A 17,314-nucleotide genomic window follows, 5' to 3' on the forward strand; every position below is an offset into this window, starting at 1 on the left:
CATGACGGTTTCTACGCCTCCGCTTGTGCTGACCGTTGCCGGGTCCGACTCGGCCGGCGGTGCGGGCATCCAGGCAGACCTGAAGACGATGCTGGCCCTGGGCACGCATGGCATGAGCGTGATCGCCGCCGTTACGGCGCAGAACTCGCTCGGCGTCCAGGGCTACTGGGAGCTGCCGCCCGAGGCGGTGCGCGCCCAGCTCGACTCGGTGCTGGGCGACATCGGCGCCCAGGCGATCAAGACGGGCATGCTGGCGTCGGCGGTGCTGGTCGAGACGGTGGCCGACGTGCTGTCCGGGGTCTCGATGCCGGTGATCGTCGACCCGGTGGGAGTCTCCAAGCACGGTGACCCCCTGCTCGCTCCCGACGCCGTGGAGACGGTGAAGTCACTCCTGCTCCCGACCGCCACCGTGGTCACGCCCAACCTGTGGGAGGTGGCCCAGCTCACCGGCATCAAGGTCGACGACGAGCGGGACCTGCCGCGTGCCGCGGAGGCCATCCTCGCCCTCGGGCCGACGTGGGCGCTGATCAAGGGCGGCCATCTCCCAGGCGAACCGGTCGACCTGCTCACCGACGGCACCCAGGAGTTCCGTTTCACCGCCGAACGCCACGACAACCGCCACACCCACGGCACCGGCTGCACCCTGGCCTCGGCGATCGCCTCCTACATGGCACACGGCGAAGACGTGCCCAGCGCCGTGGCCAAGGCCAAGCACTACGTCACCGGAGCCCTCGCCCACGGCTTCCCCCTGGGCGCCGGCATCGGCCCGGTCGACCACGCCTGGCAATGGCGCACCCACCGCAGCTCCGGACGCTGATGCCAGCCCGTCGGCACTGCGTTGAGAACGCGGGACGCTGTGCTGAGTCGGTCTCACCGAGGTGATCTGCTCGGCTGCACCCGCGCCCGGCCCGCGCCGCCTTCCGATGGCCTGGAACCGAGTGGTGTGAAGTATGCGTCTGGGTCGAACGAGGTGGCCGGAGAACACGCGCTGACCACTCCTGGGTCTGCTCACCTTGTGCGGCTGTGGGTGATGCTGCGGCTCGGCGTGCAGGCACCAGGTCAGCGGGTCAGATGTCCTGGATAGCGTCTTTCAGGCGGGGCTCCACCTTGAGGATGTGGTCACGGTCGGCCGTGATCACCACAGCGTCGACCGTGTCGTCCGCGCTTATGCGAGCGCACAGGGCGACGTTGACGTCGACGATGTCGTCATGTCCGCAAACGCTGATCAGACGCCCGATCTGCTGGGCCCGCTCGTCGGTCAGCTCGTCGATCGAGATCAGCCCTCGGCGAGGAGTCTTGGCTAGTTTGAGCAGGGTGGCGAGGCGGGCCTGGCGCGGACCGCCACGCCAGATCTCGGCGAGCACGGTCCGCGGGATGACCGCTCTCGCCTTGCCCGTCTGCACGAGCTTCATGACGCTGATCATGCCCGCGTGGCCGCGCTCAAGCTGGATGAGGGCGCCGGAGTCCAAGATGATCGTCTCGGGAGTCGAGGGTCGCTTCATTCGCCGGGCTCCTCGACGCCCATGCTGCGCAGGCGCAGCCTTCGCGCCTTGGCCAGCACTTCGTCGGCCCAAGCCTTGGCTTCTGGTCCCGGCTCACCGAACTCCTCGACCAACTCGGTGACGAGTGCGGCCAGCTGGATTCGCTGGATGTGGTTGCCGACGGCGTCGGAGATCAGTCCTGAGATCGAAGCGGCACGGCCTGATTCGACCTCTTCCTGCATGAGCCTGAAGAGATCATCAGGCACGCTGACGCCGATCTTCTTGGTCATACTGTGAGTATAACCGGGGGGATTGAGAGTGATGCTCACGGAGTGAGGCTACTGCATTACGTTCTGTAGTGCTAATCAGTTCGAGAGAACGACGGGCGGTGACCGATGGACGGCCAGGCCGTGTACTTCTGACCCGCTTGTTCGAGGGATGTGATCCCGGTGCGAACAGGTGGAAAGGCGACAGCCCGGCTCTCCGAGGAGAACCGGGCTGCGTGAAAGACAGGTGTCAGCGGGTGACTTTGCCCGCCTTGATGCATGAGGTGCACACGTTCAGCCGCTTCGAGGTGCCACCGACCTTGGCGCGGACCGGCTGGATATTCGGGTTCCAGCGGCGGCGGGTGCGGCGGTGCGAATGCGAGATGTTATTGCCGAACGTCGGCCCCTTGCCGCAGACGTCGCAGACGGAAGCCACGGTATCTCCTTAGATCAGTCGATAAGCCCGAACCGCAACCCCTGAGGGCGATCTTCGAGCATGCCGGGACAACCGGCCAGCCACACGAGGATATCCGATGTCCACCGGTACATGGCAACGTGAGCTGCCTGATCGGACGAACGAGGGGTAATCTCCTCCGCACAACCGTAGCGCATCGGCGACGGAGGGCACTCCACATGCTGCAGGTACTCGACCCGCCCGCCGTACGACGGTGGTCGCGGTTGTCCGCCGAGGCGCTCGGCAGGGCCAGGGCCGAGATCGACGCGCTCAACGTGTTCCCCGTCCCGGACGGCGATACCGGGACCAATCTCCATCTCACGATGCTGTCGGCGGCCGAGGCGATCGAGGCGCTGCCCGACGACGCCGGAAACGAGATCACCTGGCAGACCCTGGCGTACGGCGCGCTGGTCGGTGCCCGGGGCAACTCGGGCGTGATCGTCAGCCAGGCGCTACGCGGGCTCGCCGAGGTGCTGCGGGACGCGGAGGGCGGCGGCGACGATCTGCGGCGGGCGCTGGTGAACGCGGCGGACCTGGCGAGGCAGGCGGTGGCGCGTCCCGTGGAGGGCACGGTGCTGAGCGTGCTGACGGCCGTGGCCGCCGCCGTGCGCGATCTGACGGCCGATCTGGCGGGGGTGGCGCGTACGGCGGCGCGGGAGGCGGGCAGGGCGGTTCGCCGCACGCCCGGCCAACTCGGCGTGCTGGCCCGCAACGGGGTCGTGGACGCGGGCGGGGCCGGGCTGGCGATCATCCTGGAGAGCCTGGCCGCCGTCGTCACCGACTCCTACACCGGCCACTTCGACATCCCCGCCCCCACCGCGACCGAGCAACTCGGCGACCCCGCTCACACCGGGGTGATCGGCCCGGATCGTGCCGCAGTGAGCGCCCCGGGTCGTGAGGGGGTGGGCAGTCCGGATGGTGCTGGGGTGCGCGCCCCGGGTCGTGAGGGGGTGAGCGGTCCGGATGGTGCTGGGGCGCGTGGCTCGGGTCACGTCGGGGTGCGTGGCTCAGGTCGTGAAGGGGGGAGCGGTCCGGATGGTGCTGGGGTGCGCGCCCCGGATCACGCTGGGGTGAGCGACTCGGGCGGGGGTGAGGGGTTCGGGTACGAGGTCATGTATCTGCTGGACGCCGGGGATGCGGCGGTGGCCCGGCTCAGGGAGGACCTCGACGGGCTGGGGGACTCGCTGGTCGTGGTCGGCGGTGACGGGCTCTGGAACGTGCACGTCCACGTGGACGACGCGGGGGCCGCGATCGAGGCGGCCCTCCGGGTGGGCAGGCCGTACCGGATCAAGGTCACCTATCTGGTGGCGCGTGAGCGCACGCACCGGGCGGGTACGGCGCGCGGGGTGGTGGCCGTGGCGGCCGGCGGCGGGCTGGCGGGGCTGTTCGAGCAGGCGGGAGCGGTCGTCGTACGGCGGGAGCCGGGGGCGAGCGTGTCGCTGGCCGAGGTGATCGCCGCGATCAGGGAGGCGGGCGAGGAGGTGGTCGTGCTGCCCAACGACGCGGCGGTCAGGGAGGTGGCGGTCGCGGCGGCCGAGGTGGCGCGGGAGCACGGGCTGGTGGTGAGCGTCCTGCCGACCAAGGCGTCGGTGCAGGGACTGGCCGCGCTGGCCGTACACGACCCGCTGAGACGTTTTGACGACGATGTGGTGGCGATGACCGACGCGGCGGGTCACACCCGGCACGGGCACGTGTGGGTCGCCGACCGCGAGGCCATGACGAGTGCGGGCCTGTGCCGTCCGGGTGACGTGCTCGGGGTGGTCGACGGTGATGTGGCGCTGATCGGCACGGCTCTGGCGGGGACGGCGATCGAGGTCGCGGACCGGATGGTCGCGGCGAGCAGCGAACTGGTGACCCTCGTGTCAGGATCCGGTGGGCAGGACGCGCTCGTGCATGCCTTACGGGGACATCTCACCACGGCGCGGCCAGATCTTGACGTGGTCGTCATCGAAGGCGGGCAGGGAGGCTACCCGTTGCTGATAGGCGTGGAGTGATTATGTCGGCCGCCCACGGTAGAAATGGATGACGTGACGAGTTTCGACGAGCCGCTGGCCAAGGCCCTCGATCCCAAGACCGCCAAGCTCCTTGGCAGTGTGCTCGACGTGTCCACCGTCGGAGACCTGCTGCGGCACTATCCACGGCGCTACGCCGAGCGCGGCGAGCTGACCGACCTCGACTCCCTGGAGGTCGACGAGCACGTCACCGTGGTGGGCGAGGTGGCCAGGACCATGCGCAAGCCCATGCGCAACAAGGGGGGCACCTGGCTGGAGGTCGAGGTCGTCGACGGCCGCCGCGACCGCATCTACCTGTCGTTCTTCGGCAAGGCGTCGCACGCGGTCGAGTCGCGGCTCAAGCCGGGACGGCGGGGCATGTTCGCCGGCAAGGTCGGCAGGTTCGGCAGGAGCGACAAGCCGCGCTGGCAGCTGGCCCATCCCGACTTCGAGCTGTTCGACGAGGGCGAGGCGAGCGCCGAGGAGTTCGCCACCGCACCCGTCCCGATCTACCCGGCGGGCAAGGACCTGACGTCGTGGGTGATCCGCAGGGCGGTCGGCCTCATCCTCGACACCCTCGGCGACCTCGGCGATCCGCTCCCGGCGGAGCTGCGGGCCAGGCACAAGCTGCCCGGCCTGGGCGAGGCGCTGGTCGCGATCCACCGGCCGCGCGACTTCGGCGACGTCAACCGGGCGCGCAAGCGGCTGAAGTTCGACGAGGCGCTGCTGCTCCAGGCGGTGCTGCTGCAGCGGCGGCTGGCCGCGTCCGCCTGGCCGGCCCAGCCCCGGCCGCGCCGCGCCGACGGGCTGCTGGGCGACTTCGACGGGCGGTTGCCGTTCGAGTTGACGGAGGGCCAGCGCGAGGTGGGCGAGGAGGTGGCCGCCGACCTGGCGACCGCCCATCCGATGCACCGGCTGCTGCAGGGCGAGGTCGGCGCGGGCAAGACCGTGGTCGCGCTGCGGGCGATGCTCCAGGTCGTCGACGCGGGCGGGCAGGCCGTACTGCTGGCGCCGACCGAGGTGCTCGCACAGCAGCACCATCGTTCGATCACCGCGATGCTGGGCGATCTCGCGGCCGGCGGCATGTTCGGCGGCACGGGGGTGGCCCTGCTGACCGGGTCGATGGGCGCGGCGGCCAGGCGGTCGGCCCTGCTCGACGCGGCCTCGGGGGCGGCGGGCATCGTGGTCGGCACCCACGCGGTGCTCCAGGAGCGGGTCCAGTTCGCCGACCTCGGCCTGGTCGTGGTCGACGAGCAGCACAGGTTCGGCGTGGAGCAGCGTGACGCGCTGCGTGAGAAGGCCGGTGGCGGGCGTCCGCACGTGCTGGTGATGACGGCCACCCCGATCCCGCGGACGGTCGCCATGACCGTGTTCGGCGACCTGGAGGTCTCGACCCTGACGCAGCTTCCCTCGGGCCGCGCGCCGATCACCACGCACGTGGTGCCGGCGGCGGAGAAGCCGCACTACCTGGAGCGCACCTGGGAGCGGGTGCGCGAGGAGATCGGGCTCGGCCGGCAGGCCTACATCGTGTGTCCCCGGATCGGCGACCAGGAGGGCGACGAGGGCGACATCGAGTCCGCCTCGGGGGAGGAGCGCCGGCCGCCGCTGGCGGTGGCCGAGGTGGCGCCGATGCTGGCCGACGGGCCGCTGCACGGGCTGCGGGTGGAGACGCTGCACGGGCGGCTCGCCCCCGAGGAGAAGGACGCGGTGATGCGCGCCTTCACCAAGGGGGAGATCGACGTGCTGGTGGCGACGACGGTCATCGAGGTGGGCGTCGACGTGGCCAACGCCTCGGTGATGGTGATCATGGATGCCGACCGGTTCGGCGTCTCCCAGCTCCACCAGTTGCGCGGCCGGGTCGGCCGTGGCGGACTGCCCGGCCTCTGCCTGCTGGTCAGCGACTTTCCGGCCGGCACGCCCGCGCGGGATCGGCTGGAGGCGGTGGCCGCCACGCTCGACGGGTTCGAGCTGTCCCGGGTCGATCTCGAACAGCGGCGCGAGGGCGACGTGCTCGGCGTGGCCCAGTCGGGGAAGCGGTCGTCGCTGCGGATGCTGCAGCTGCTCCGCGACGAGGACGTGATCGTCACCGCGCGCGAGGAGGCGGCGGAGTTGCTCGACGGCGATCCGGAGCTGCTCGGTCACCCGGGGCTGCGCGCGGAGATCGGGAAGATGCTCGAAGACGAGCGGGCCGACTATCTGGAGAAGACCTGATCCCCGAAGAGTGACCCAGGGCCCAGCGGCGGGGACGGCCTCCCCCCGAATGCCGTCCCCGGCTGGGCCCACCCCCGGGTCAGGTGCCGAGGGCACCGGCGTGCGGAAGGGCTCACGATCACGCCGGTCGGCCTTCCCCTGGGTCACTTGAAGGCCGCAGGTTCATCATGCGCATCAGGAGGCCCCTTGAAAACGACCCTTACGCATTCGTCGCCGGTCCTTGGTCACTCTTGACGGAGCGTGCCCGGTCGTGTGGCGTCTCATGTCCTGGTTCGGCTTACGTCCTGGTTCGGCGTGGCAGAGCGTGGGCGCGCGGTTAGGTTGGGGACATGACTCGGGTGATCGCAGGGAGTGCGGGGGGACGGCGGCTCGCGGTGCCGGCCGGGAGGGGGACGCGGCCCACCAGTGACCGGGCGCGCGAGGGGATCTTCTCGTCGGTGGGGTCGCTGCTGGGGTCGCTGGACGGCGCGCGGGTGCTGGATCTCTACGCCGGGTCCGGGGCCGTGGGGCTGGAGGCGCTGTCGAGGGGCGCGGAGCACGCGCTGCTGGTGGAGTCGGACGCGCGGGCGGCCAGGACGATCAGGGCCAACATCGAGGCGCTCGGGCTCGACGGGGCCGAATTGGCGGCCGACCGGGTCGAGCGGGTGCTCGCCCGTGGTCCGCAGGCGGGGTCGTACGACTTCGTGTTCGCGGACCCGCCGTACGCGGACACGGGGGTGCTCGCGGTGCTTGACCTGCTGCGGGACCACGGGTGGCTGGCGGCTGACGCGCTGGTGGCGGTAGAGCGCGAGACGCGTGGGCAGGATCTGGAATGGCCCTCGGGGTACGAAAAGGAGAGGGTGCGTCGTTACGGAGAAGCGACCGTTTGGTACGGTCGCGCCGCCGGGAACCCGTAAATTTGGGGGTGTCGCCTTGCGCCGTGTCGTCTGCCCGGGGTCCTTCGACCCTGTCACCAATGGTCACCTGGACATCATCGGCCGATCATCGCGGTTGTACGACGAGGTCGTCGTCGCCGTTCTGATCAACATGGAGAAGAAGAGCCTGTTCACGGTGGAGGAGCGCATCGAGACGCTCCAGGCCGTGACCAAGGAGTACGGGAACGTGCGGGTGGACAAGTTCCACGGCCTGCTCGTCGACTACTGCAGGCAGCAGGAGATCCCCGCGATCGTCAAGGGTCTCCGGGCGGTCAGCGACTTCGACTACGAGTTGCAGATGGCCCAGCTCAACTATCGGATGTCCAGTGTGGAGACGCTGTTCATGTCGACCAATCCGGAGTACTCCTTCCTGTCGTCGAGCCGGATCAAGGAGATCGCACGATACGGTGGGGATGTCTCCGGCCTGGTTCCCGACCTCGTACACGAGCTGCTCGTCGAGCGGCTCAGAGGCTGACAACCGGCTGGTATTCTTTGTAACCGGCCCTTGCACGACGGCGGTGATTCGCCATGCCTAATGAGAGCAGGATGACTCTGCACAGCCTCGACCCCCGAGCGCCCTGGGTGATTTCGACCCATGATCTGGGCCGCCGTCCGGGGTCGATGCGACGGATGACTCCGACTCTCCCGGCAACGGAGAATCTCGGTGTCGACATGATCGGCGTCCCCAAGGACGCCGAGGTCGAGCTGGACATGCGGCTCGAAGCGGTGATGGAAGGCGTGCTCGTCACGGGTACGGCGCGGGCCCCGCTCAGCGGGGAGTGCGCCCGGTGCCTGGAGCCTCTGACCTCGGAAATCGAGGTGGAGTTCCAGGAGCTGTTCTTCTACTCCGCGGAAGACGCCGCCGAGGACGATTCGCTCCTCGTCGGTGACCTGCTCGATCTCGAGCCGGTGTTCCGTGACGCGGCGGTGCTCGCACTGCCGCTCAGCCCCGTCTGTCGGGAAGACTGCCCGGGGCTGTGCACGGAATGCGGGGTCAGGCTGGCCGAGGCCGGTCCTGACCATCGGCACGAGAAGATCGACGCCCGCTGGGCTGTGTTGCAAGGTCTGGAACCACACATCAACGACGATCAGGAGGGCTGACGTGGCCGTCCCAAAGCGGAAAAAGTCGCGGAGCAACACTCGCTCCCGCCGCGCACAGTGGAAGGCCGCTGCGGTCGCGCTCGTGAGCTGCCCGCAGTGCCGGCAGCCGAAGCGTCCGCACGTGGCGTGCTCGAACTGCGGCACGTACAACCGCCGTCAGGTCATCGAGCCGTCGGCCTGATCGCGCCATGAGCTGACGGGACGCCGGCCGGGTGCCAGTTACGGGCCCTCCGGTCGGCCTCGCCGTCAGCGGCGCGAGCGGTGGCATAGCGCCCGCGGTCGTGGTGGACGCCGGGGTCGTGTGACCCCTCCCGGCGCCCACCACGTTTTCGGGCATCTCCCCCTACGCCATCGCGATCCGTCGCGGCGCAGACGTCGCGCGGTTTAACGGTTGGATCGCCCGAGGAGGAGACATGGGCGCAGGTGCCAAGCCGGTGGCCGTCGAGGTCGCCAGAGACGAGCTGGAGAGGGTCCTGTCGGTGCGGCTGGAGGCCGCGCTGCTGGAGAGGGCGCTGACCCACCGCTCCTACGCGTACGAGAACGGCGGACTGCCCACCAACGAGCGCCTGGAGTTCCTGGGCGACTCGGTGCTGGGTCTGGTCGTCACCGACACGCTCTACCGAAACCATCCCGACCTGCCCGAGGGCCAACTGGCCAAGCTGCGGGCCGCGGTGGTCAACATGCGCGCCCTGGCCGACGTCGCACGCGGGCTGGACCTGGGTCGCTTCATGCGCCTGGGCAGAGGCGAGGAGGGCACCGGCGGACGTGACAAGTCCTCGATCCTCGCCGACACCCTGGAGGCGCTGATCGGCACGGTCTACGTCGACAAGGGCCTGGACGAGGCGTTCAGGGTCGTGCACGTGCTCTTCGACCCGCTGATCACCCGTTCCGCGTCTCTCGGCGCGGGCCTCGACTGGAAGACCTCGCTGCAGGAGCTGACCGCCGCGGAGACGCTCGGTGTGCCCGAGTACCACGTCGAGGAGAGCGGCCCCGATCACGCCAAGTCCTTCATCGCCGTGGTGCGAGTGGGCGGCGAGGACTTCGGCTCGGGCTCCGGCCGCAGCAAGAAGGAAGCCGAGCAGCAGGCCGCCGAGGCCGCGTGGACCAGGATCAGGGGCCTGCGCGAGCCGCAGAGCCAGTCGGCCGGTTAGCCGATGCCCGAACTCCCCGAGGTCGAGGTCGTACGGCGCGGCCTGGAACGCTGGGTCGCCGGCCGTACGATCGCGTCGGCCGAGGTGTTGCACCCCCGTGCCATCCGCCGTCACCTGCCGGGCGCCGAGGAGTTCTCCGCCCGGCTGGCGGGGCGGATGATCGGTCCCGCCGAGCGCAGGGGCAAGTATCTGTGGCTTCCGCTGGCCGACGGCCATGACGCGCTGCTCGCCCATCTGGGCATGAGCGGGCAGCTTCTGGTGGTCAAGCGGGACTCGCCGCTGGAGAAGCATCTGCGGGTCCGGCTGTCCTTCGCCGACGAAGGCTGCGACCTGCGGTTCGTCGACCAGCGCACGTTCGGTCACCTGCTGGTCACCGACCTCGTGCGGCAGGGCCGTACGGTGCCGTCGCCGATCACGCACATCGCGCCCGATCCGCTGGAAGAGGCCTTCGACCAGGACGATTTCGCGCGGCGGCTGCGGGCGAAGCGGACCGAGATCAAACGGGCGCTGCTCGACCAGTCGCTGATCAGCGGTGTGGGCAACATCTACGCCGACGAGGCGCTGTGGCGGGCGGGACTGCACGGGTCCAGGCCGACCGGACGGCTCACCCGGCCGAAGATCGACGAGTTGGTCAAGGCCGTCCGCGAGGTCATGAGCGAGGCGCTGGAGCAGGGCGGCACGTCCTTCGACAGCCTGTACGTCAACGTCAACGGTGAGAGCGGCTACTTCGACCGGGCACTCTCCGTGTACGGCCGGCGTGACCGGCCGTGCCCGAAATGTGGCACTTCGGTCATCAGAGAGTCGTTTATAAATCGTTCTTCATATAGTTGCCCCCGTTGTCAACCCCGGCCGCGGAGCCGGTCGTGACGGATCAGGTCCGTCTCACGGCCTGGGTGCGCGGGCGGGTCCAGGGGGTCGGGTTCCGCTGGTGGACCAGGGCGCGGGCGCTGGAGTTCGGGCTGGTCGGATGGGCCAGGAACACCGATGACGGGCGGGTCGAGGTGGTGGCGGAGGGGCCGCGGAGCGCCTGCGACATGCTCCTTGGGCTGCTCAAGAGCCGCGACACGCCGGGCCTCGTCGAGGGGGTCGGGGAACGATGGAGCGAGGCTCGGGGTGGATTGGTGGGATTTGAGGAGCGCTAGGCACTTCCCTTAAACCAGTCAAATAAGGTATATTTAGATGTCGGGAGTGCCCACTGGTGCATCGACACGGAGCGTTCAACTTGACCGCTCTCACCACTGGTGCGACTCTTGATAAGAACCACGCGCACCCCTCCCGCGGCATGAAGTGCGCGAACCAGTCTGGTCACTCAGCGTGGAGGACCCTTTACCATGGCGAAGGCTCTACTAGGCCACGTCGGCGGTCCTGATCCTCGGATGGTCTCGGAAATGCGTCGCCTCCAGCAGCGCATCCGGGATTTGGAGGCAGAGCTCATCCGGCTTCAGGCACAGAACGACGCCCTCTCGGCGCAGACCCGAGAGGAGATGTTCGCTCGCCTGCAGGATCGCGAGCCGGCCCTCACCTAGAGGTTCGGAGCACCAATACAATTCCTGCCCAGGGACGCCCCACAAAGGCGTCCCTCGTCATTTCTCCCCATACTGCCGTGTTCCGGAGTGTTCCCAGGGTGCGGGCGTCCGTCGGCCGGGACCGGTAGTCTTCCGCGAGGGCGGCACTCACGGGAGGGGGCGGACGGATCCGTGTATCTGAAAACCCTCACCCTGCGCGGCTTCAAGTCGTTCGCCTCCGCGACCGCCCTCCGCTTCGAGCCGGGCATCACCTGCGTGGTGGGCCCCAACGGCTCGGGCAAGTCCAACGTGGTCGACGCGCTCGCCTGGGTGATGGGCGAGCACAGCGCCAAGTCGCTGCGCGGCGGCAAGATGGAAGACGTCATCTTCGCCGGCACCTCCTCGCGGGCCCCGCTCGGCCGCGCCGAGGTCACGCTGACCATCGACAACACCGACGGCGCCCTCCCGATCGACTACACCGAGGTCACCATCAGCCGCCTGATGTTCAGGTCCGGCCAGAGCGAGTACGCCATCAACGGCGACACCTGCCGCCTCCTCGACATCCAGGAGTTGCTCTCCGACTCGGGCATCGGACGCGAGATGCACGTCATCGTCGGCCAGGGCCAGCTCGACGCGGTGCTGCACGCGGGCCCGGAGGAGCGCAGGGCCTTCATCGAGGAGGCCGCCGGGGTCCTCAAGCACCGCAAGCGCAAGGAGAAGGCGCTGCGCAAGCTGGACGCGATGCAGGCCAACCTGACCCGCGTCCAGGACCTGGCCGGCGAGCTGCGCCGCCAGCTCAAGCCGCTGGGACGGCAGGCCGAGATCGCCAGGAAGGCCGCCGTGATCCAGGCCGACCTGCGTGACGCCCGGCTCCGCCTGCTCGCCGACGACATGATCACACTGCGCGAGAACCTGGAGCGGGAGGCCGCCGACGAGGCCGCCGTCCAGGCCCGCCGTAGCCAGGTGGAGTCCGAGCTGTCGCAGGGCCAGCACCGGGAGGGCGAGCTGGAGGCGGCGGAGAACGACGCCCAGCCGCGGCTCAGGGCGGCCCAGGAGACCTTCTTCGGGCTCTCCTCCCTCCGTGACCGTCTCCAGGGCCTGGCGGGGCTGGCGGCGGAGCGCCACCGGCACGCCGCCGACGCCGCGTCCGTGGACCGCCGCGGCCGCGATCCCGAAGACTATGAGCGCGAGGCCGCCGAGATCGGCGAGCAGGAGAGCGAGCTGGCGGCGGAGCTGGAGACCGCGCAGGACGCGCTGGAGCGCGCCGTGACGGAGCGCGCGGCCACCGAGGCGGCACTGGCCGCGGAGGAGCGCCGGCTGGCCGCTGAGGCGCGTGCGGCGGCCGACAGACGTGAAGGACTGGCCAGGCTGCGCGGGCAGGTGGGCGCGGTCCGCAGCCGGGCGAGCGCCGCCGAGGCGGAGATCGGCCGGCTCACCGGCGCCGTCGCCGAGGCGGATCAGCGGGCTCTGCGCGCGCGGGCCGACCACGACGCCCAGCAGCACGCCGAGCCCGCCGCCGACCCCGCCCTGGCCGAGGAGCTGGAGTTCGCCCTGGCCGGCGTCGAGGCCGCCAGGGACGCGGTGGAGACCGCTGAATCCGCCGTGGAGCAGGCCAAAGGGGCGGTCGAGGGCCCGCGGTCCGCGCTCGCCGCGGCCAAGGCCGCCGTCGGTACGGCCCGCACCGCGGACCAGCAGGCCCAGCGCGCGGTCGCCGGGCTCGAAGCCCGCCGCGAGGCGCTCCAGCTCGGCCTCGCGCAGGGCGCGGACGGCGCGGCGGCGCTCCTCTCCGCCGACCTCGCGGGCGTGCTCGGCCCACTCGCCACATTCCTGACCGTACGGCAGGGCGCGGAGACGGCGATCGCGGCGGCGCTCGGCCAGGCGGCCGAGGCGGTGGCCGTGGAGTCGCTGGCGGAGGCCGTGGCCGCTGTCGCGTTCCTGCGCGACGGCGACGGCGGGCAGTCCACCCTGGTGGTCGCGGGCGGCGCGGCGAACGGCGCCGCCCGGCCGCAAGCCGGCGAATGGGCCGTCGACCTGGTGTCGGCGCCCGGCCATCTGAGCGGGGCGCTGCAGCGGCTGCTCGGCGACGTCGTGCTGGTCGATGATCTTCCGGCGGCGCGCGAACTCGTCCGGGCGCACCCCGGGCTGCGGGCCGTCACCCGCGACGGCGACCTGGTCGGCGAGCACGTGGTGCGGGGTGGTTCGGGCGGCGGCGGTTCCCCGTTGCAGGTCCGGGCCGTGCTCGACGAGGCGGTCGCCGATCTGGAACGCGCCCGCGTCACCGCCGAGACGGCCGCCGAAGGGCTCGACGAGGCGATCGACGCCGAACGGGCGGCTCAGGCCGCGGTCGAGGCCGCGCAGGCGGGCGTCGGCGAGGCGCAGAGCGGCGTCAGCACCGCCCAGAGCGGCGTCAACGCGGCGCAGGCGGTGCTCGACCAGGCCCGAGCCAGGCAGCGTGACTCCGACAGGCAGGCCGCCGCCGCCGCGCAGCGGCTGGCCCAGCTCGCCGCCGCCGCGGAGGCGGCCCGCGAGGAGAGCGCCCGGCTGGCCGCGAGCGTGCGCGCCGCCGAGGCGGCCCGCGAGCACGACGCGGCCGGGCTGGCCGAGCTGGAGGAACGGCTGGCGGAGGCGGAGGCGGGCAGCGAGTTCGAGGCCGAGCCGACCACCGAGATCCGTGATGAGCTGGCCGCGACGTGCGAGGTGGCCAGGCAGGCCGAGATGGAGACCCGGCTCGCCGTGCGCACCGCCGAGGAGCGGGTCAGGGGCATCGCCGGCCGCGCCGACGGGCTGCTCCGCGCGGCCCAGCGCGAGCGTGCGGAGCGCGCCGACGCCGCGGCCAGGCGGGAGCGGCAGCGGCGGCAGGCCGTCGTGGCGCAGGCCGTGGTCAGGGGCACGGAGCGGGCGCTGCGGGCACTGGAGTCGTCGATCACGATGGCCGCCGGCGAGCGTGACGAGGCCGAGCGGGCCAGGGGAGAGATCGACACCGAGCTGAAGGCGACCCGGCTACGGGTCAGGGAGCTGTCCGGCGAGCTGGACAAGCTGGTCAACCGGGTGCACGGCAGCGAGGTGGCCAGGACCGAGCAGCGCCTGCGGCTGGAGCAGATGGAGGCGCGCGCCCTGGAGGAATACGGCGTGGAGGGCGAGGCCCTGGTCACCGAGTACGGCCCCGCCGTACCGGTGCCGGCCGATCCCGAGCCCGTGCCGTACGTCAGGGAGGAGCAGCAGAAGCGGGCCAGGGCGGCCGAGCGGCAGATGTCGCAGCTCGGCAAGGTCAACCCGCTGGCGCTTGAGGAGTTCGCGGCGCTGGAGGAACGGCACGCCTTCCTCACCTCCCAGCTCGAAGATCTCAAGAAGACCAGGCGTGACCTGCTGACCGTGGTCCAGGAGGTCGACGACCGGGTCGAGCAGGTCTTCACCGCCGCCTACGAAGACGTGGCCCGCGAGTTCGAGACCATCTTCGACCGGGTCTTCCCCGGTGGCGAGGGACGCCTGCTGCTCACCGACCCCTCCGACATGCTGACCACCGGGGTGGAGGTGGAGGCCCGGCCGCCGGGCAAGAAGGTCAAGCGGCTCTCGCTGCTGTCGGGCGGGGAGCGCTCGCTGACCGCGGTGGCCTTCCTGATCTCCATCTTCAAGGCCCGGCCTTCGCCGTTCTACGTGATGGACGAGGTCGAGGCGGCCCTCGACGACACCAACACGCAGCGGCTGCTCCGCCTCTTCGAGGAGCTGCGGCAGAGCTCCCAGCTCATCGTCATCACCCACCAGAAACGCACCATGGAGATCGCTGACGCGTTGTACGGCGTGTCCATGCGCGGCGACGGTGTGACCCAGGTCATCAGTCAGCGTCTTCGCGAACGCGAACCCGCCTGACGGAGCGCCGGGGTCGGAGCATTCCCACCTGTCTGGAAAACTGACATCTTGTGGATGGTTACCTCGGCATCATCGTGATCGTGGTCGTCGTCGCCCTGGTTGCGGCGGGCGGCCTCTTTCTGTTGTTCAAGCCGGGTGGCAAGGCCGCCCCCCCGGTCGAGCCGCCGGAGGTGCGCCCACTCCCGGAGGAGGAGAGGAAGGCGCCCGCCGCGGAGGAGGGCGACACCGCGACGACCACCGTGCCGCCGCCTTCCGTGATCGCCCCGCCGCCGGTGCTCAAGCCGGAGATCGAGGTCCCGCCGCCCTCGGCCGGGCGGATGGTGCGGTTGCGCGCCCGTCTCGCCCGCTCACAGAACGCGCTGGGGAAGGGCCTGCTCGAACTGCTCTCCCGCGACCGGCTCGACGACGACGTGTGGGACGAGATCGAAGAGATCCTGATCACCGCGGACGTCGGCGTCGCGCCGACCCGCGCGATGGTCGACGACCTGCGCACCCGGGTCAAGGTGCTGGGCACCCGCACCCCCGCCGACGTGCGGGCCATGCTCCGTGAGGAACTGCTCACCCAGGTCGGCGCCGATCTCGACCGCACCCTGCACACCTCCCCGCACGGCGAGCGTCCGGCGGTCGTGCTCGTCGTGGGCGTCAACGGCACCGGCAAGACCACCACCACGGGCAAGCTCGCCCGCGCGCTCATCGGCGACGGCAAGAAGGTGGTGCTCGGCGCGGCCGACACCTTCCGTGCCGCCGCGGCCGACCAGCTCCAGACGTGGGGCGAGCGGGTGGGCGCCGACGTGGTGCGCGGCCCCGAGGCGGGCGACCCCGCCTCGGTGGCCTTCGACGCCACGGCCAAGGGCATCGAGGTCAAGGCCGACACGGTCATCGTCGACACCGCCGGCCGCCTGCACACCAAGACCGGCCTGATGGACGAGCTCGGCAAGGTCAAGCGGGTCATCGAGAAGAAGGCCACCGTCGACGAGGTCCTGCTCGTCCTCGACGCCACCACCGGGCAGAACGGCATGCGCCAGGCCCAGGTGTTCGCCGAGGTCGTCAACGTCACCGGCATCGCGCTGACCAAGCTCGACGGCACCGCGAAGGGCGGCATCGTCATCTCCGTCCAGCGTGAGCTGGGGGTCCCGGTGAAGCTCGTCGGCCTCGGCGAGGGCCCCGACGACCTCGCCCCGTTCGACCCGGAGGTCTTCGTCGACGCCCTTCTCGGCGAGTAGCGAGGCGCAGTCCGCACGTGCTCACCAGTGGCCGTGCGGGCCCGCGCTCGGGCAAGCCGTACGGTCTGCCGATCGTGGGCTTAAAAACTTAGTTTTCCGAAATTTCGGATTTATGGTTTAGTTGAGGCATGCAATCCATCCTCGGCATGCTTCTGACCACAGCGCTGGCGGCCCCGATGGCCGGTGCCGTCGCCGCCCCAGCCGACCTCAAGGACGCTGAGGCCGTACTCGCCTACATCCAGGCCCACCCTGACGACGTCGCGCTGGTGACCAAGGGCATCAGCCACAACGCCGATCGCCTCGCGCCCGTGGCGTCGGCGGTCAAGATCATTCATCTCGCGGCCTACGCCGACGCCGTCCGCAAGGGAAAGGTCAAGCCGGGCGAACGCGTCTCCGTGGCCCGGTGGAACGCCTACCACCTGCCCGGCACCGATGGTGGCGCCCACGAAGCGGCGCTCAAACGGCTCAAGCCCGGTGCGAGCGTCACGCTCGACCAGGTCGTCTCCGCCATGATCCAGGAGAGTGACAACGCCGCCCCCGAACTGCTGCGCGACCGCCTCGGCCCCGGCGTGCTGCGCAAGATCGCGCAGACTCGCGTCGGTACCTTCAACGGCGAGATGCTCCGCGCCTTCGGCGGCTGCACGCTGTCCGCCGACGTCTGTATGAAGAACTACGTCAAGGCCGGTAAGCAGGTGCAGCTCACGCTCCCCGGCTTCGCCCAGCAGGCCACCTGGTCCGCAACCGTGTCCCGCGTCGAACCCGGCGTACTGCGCGGAGTGCTCGCGGGACTCCGGAAGGACAAGACGGCGAGCAAGCACCTGGAGTGGCCGATGCGCCAGCCCGGCGCCGACCCCGACACGCTCCTCATCGGCACCAAGGGCGGCGCGTTGCCCGGCGTCATCAGCGAGGCCATGTACACCGTCCGGCCAGGTGAGAAGCCGCGCGAGACCGTCCTCGCACTGCGGCGGCTGCCTGAGGCGACCTGGTACTCCGGGTTGCGCAGCTATGCTCATCAGCAGTTCGTCGTGCGGATGGCGACCGATTCCGCCTTCTTCGCGAGAGTCCGCTCAGCAGTGAAGTGAGGCAATCCTGACCAGTGCCGACGACCGGCTCCAGGACCTCGAGGCGCGGGTCTCCGCCCTCGAGGCGG

At 70.5% G+C, this 17,314-nt stretch carries 17 protein-coding genes; 14 read left to right on the forward strand and 3 right to left on the reverse strand.

From position 1 onward, the window contains the following. Position 1: 1 nt before the first annotated feature. On the forward strand, positions 2-817 hold the full coding sequence (gene thiD, locus MBA17_RS14550) for a bifunctional hydroxymethylpyrimidine kinase/phosphomethylpyrimidine kinase (protein ID WP_238496966.1): 816 nt from the start codon (positions 2-4) through the stop codon (positions 815-817). Between the two features lie 250 nt (positions 818-1,067). Here the strand turns inward: thiD and MBA17_RS14555 are convergent, their stop codons facing one another. From MBA17_RS14555 to rpmB, 3 genes are all read right to left on the reverse strand, one after another. After that, complete coding sequence (locus MBA17_RS14555; RefSeq protein WP_238496967.1) at positions 1,068-1,502, reverse strand: hypothetical protein; 435 nt, start codon at positions 1,500-1,502, stop codon at positions 1,068-1,070. Further along, positions 1,499-1,810, reverse strand: a complete 312-nt coding sequence (locus tag MBA17_RS14560) for a ribbon-helix-helix domain-containing protein (RefSeq protein ID WP_238496968.1) — start codon at positions 1,808-1,810, stop codon at positions 1,499-1,501. The genes MBA17_RS14555 and MBA17_RS14560 overlap by 4 nt, the downstream gene beginning before the upstream one ends. Positions 1,811-1,997: 187 nt before the next feature. Next, a complete protein-coding gene (gene rpmB, locus MBA17_RS14565) occupies positions 1,998-2,183 on the reverse strand; it encodes a 50S ribosomal protein L28 (protein ID WP_238496969.1) in 186 nt (61 codons plus the stop codon). A gap of 197 nt (positions 2,184-2,380) precedes the next feature. On the opposite strand from rpmB, the gene MBA17_RS14570 reads away from it, so the two are divergent. The 13 genes from MBA17_RS14570 (at position 2,381) to MBA17_RS14630 (ending at position 17,246) form a co-directional block, all read left to right on the forward strand. After that, positions 2,381-4,195, forward strand: a complete 1,815-nt coding sequence (locus MBA17_RS14570) for a DAK2 domain-containing protein (RefSeq protein ID WP_238496970.1) — start codon at positions 2,381-2,383, stop codon at positions 4,193-4,195. 33 nt (positions 4,196-4,228) lie between these two features. Then, positions 4,229-6,403 (forward strand): ATP-dependent DNA helicase RecG, encoded by a 2,175-nt coding sequence (gene recG / locus MBA17_RS14575; RefSeq protein ID WP_455432765.1) that lies wholly within the window; start codon positions 4,229-4,231, stop codon positions 6,401-6,403. Between the two features lie 329 nt (positions 6,404-6,732). Continuing rightward, positions 6,733-7,299, forward strand: a complete 567-nt coding sequence (rsmD, locus tag MBA17_RS14580) for a 16S rRNA (guanine(966)-N(2))-methyltransferase RsmD (RefSeq protein WP_238496972.1) — start codon at positions 6,733-6,735, stop codon at positions 7,297-7,299. A gap of 16 nt (positions 7,300-7,315) precedes the next feature. Further along, positions 7,316-7,792 carry a pantetheine-phosphate adenylyltransferase gene (gene coaD, locus MBA17_RS14585; protein ID WP_238496973.1) on the forward strand — a complete coding sequence of 159 codons (477 nt, stop codon included), beginning with the start codon at positions 7,316-7,318 and terminating at the stop codon, positions 7,790-7,792. A gap of 71 nt (positions 7,793-7,863) precedes the next feature. Further along, on the forward strand, positions 7,864-8,418 hold the full coding sequence (locus tag MBA17_RS14590) for a YceD family protein (RefSeq protein WP_238496974.1): 555 nt from the start codon (positions 7,864-7,866) through the stop codon (positions 8,416-8,418). Position 8,419: 1 nt separating this feature from the next. Further along, positions 8,420-8,599, forward strand: a complete 180-nt coding sequence (gene rpmF / locus MBA17_RS14595; RefSeq protein WP_238496975.1) for a 50S ribosomal protein L32 — start codon at positions 8,420-8,422, stop codon at positions 8,597-8,599. A 232-nt stretch (positions 8,600-8,831) separates the two neighbouring features. Next, entirely contained in the window at positions 8,832-9,569 is a 738-nt protein-coding gene (gene rnc / locus MBA17_RS14600; protein WP_238496976.1) for a ribonuclease III, read from the forward strand. 3 nt (positions 9,570-9,572) lie between these two features. Then, the gene (gene mutM, locus MBA17_RS14605) at positions 9,573-10,436 is read left to right on the forward strand and encodes a bifunctional DNA-formamidopyrimidine glycosylase/DNA-(apurinic or apyrimidinic site) lyase (RefSeq protein WP_238496977.1); all 864 of its coding nucleotides are present in this window, start codon (positions 9,573-9,575) and stop codon (positions 10,434-10,436) included. After that, positions 10,433-10,711 carry an acylphosphatase gene (locus tag MBA17_RS14610; protein ID WP_238496978.1) on the forward strand — a complete coding sequence of 93 codons (279 nt, stop codon included), beginning with the start codon at positions 10,433-10,435 and terminating at the stop codon, positions 10,709-10,711. The genes mutM and MBA17_RS14610 overlap by 4 nt, the downstream gene beginning before the upstream one ends. A 189-nt stretch (positions 10,712-10,900) precedes the next feature. Beyond that, a complete protein-coding gene (locus MBA17_RS14615) occupies positions 10,901-11,095 on the forward strand; it encodes a hypothetical protein (protein ID WP_238496979.1) in 195 nt (64 codons plus the stop codon). A gap of 171 nt (positions 11,096-11,266) precedes the next feature. Beyond that, a complete protein-coding gene (gene smc / locus MBA17_RS14620; RefSeq protein ID WP_238496980.1) occupies positions 11,267-14,941 on the forward strand; it encodes a chromosome segregation protein SMC in 3,675 nt (1,224 codons plus the stop codon). A gap of 50 nt (positions 14,942-14,991) precedes the next feature. Then, positions 14,992-16,164: a signal recognition particle-docking protein FtsY gene (ftsY, locus tag MBA17_RS14625; protein ID WP_238496981.1), complete on the forward strand. Its 1,173-nt coding sequence runs from the start codon at positions 14,992-14,994 to the stop codon at positions 16,162-16,164. Positions 16,165-16,292: 128 nt separating this feature from the next. Then, positions 16,293-17,246, forward strand: coding sequence for a serine hydrolase (locus tag MBA17_RS14630; RefSeq protein ID WP_238496982.1), 954 nt, complete (start codon positions 16,293-16,295; stop codon positions 17,244-17,246). The last annotated feature ends 68 nt before the right edge of the window (positions 17,247-17,314 follow it).

This window comes from Dolomitihabitans soli (assembly GCF_022213955.1).
Lineage (GTDB): Bacteria > Actinomycetota > Actinomycetes > Streptosporangiales > Streptosporangiaceae > Streptosporangium_A > Streptosporangium_A soli.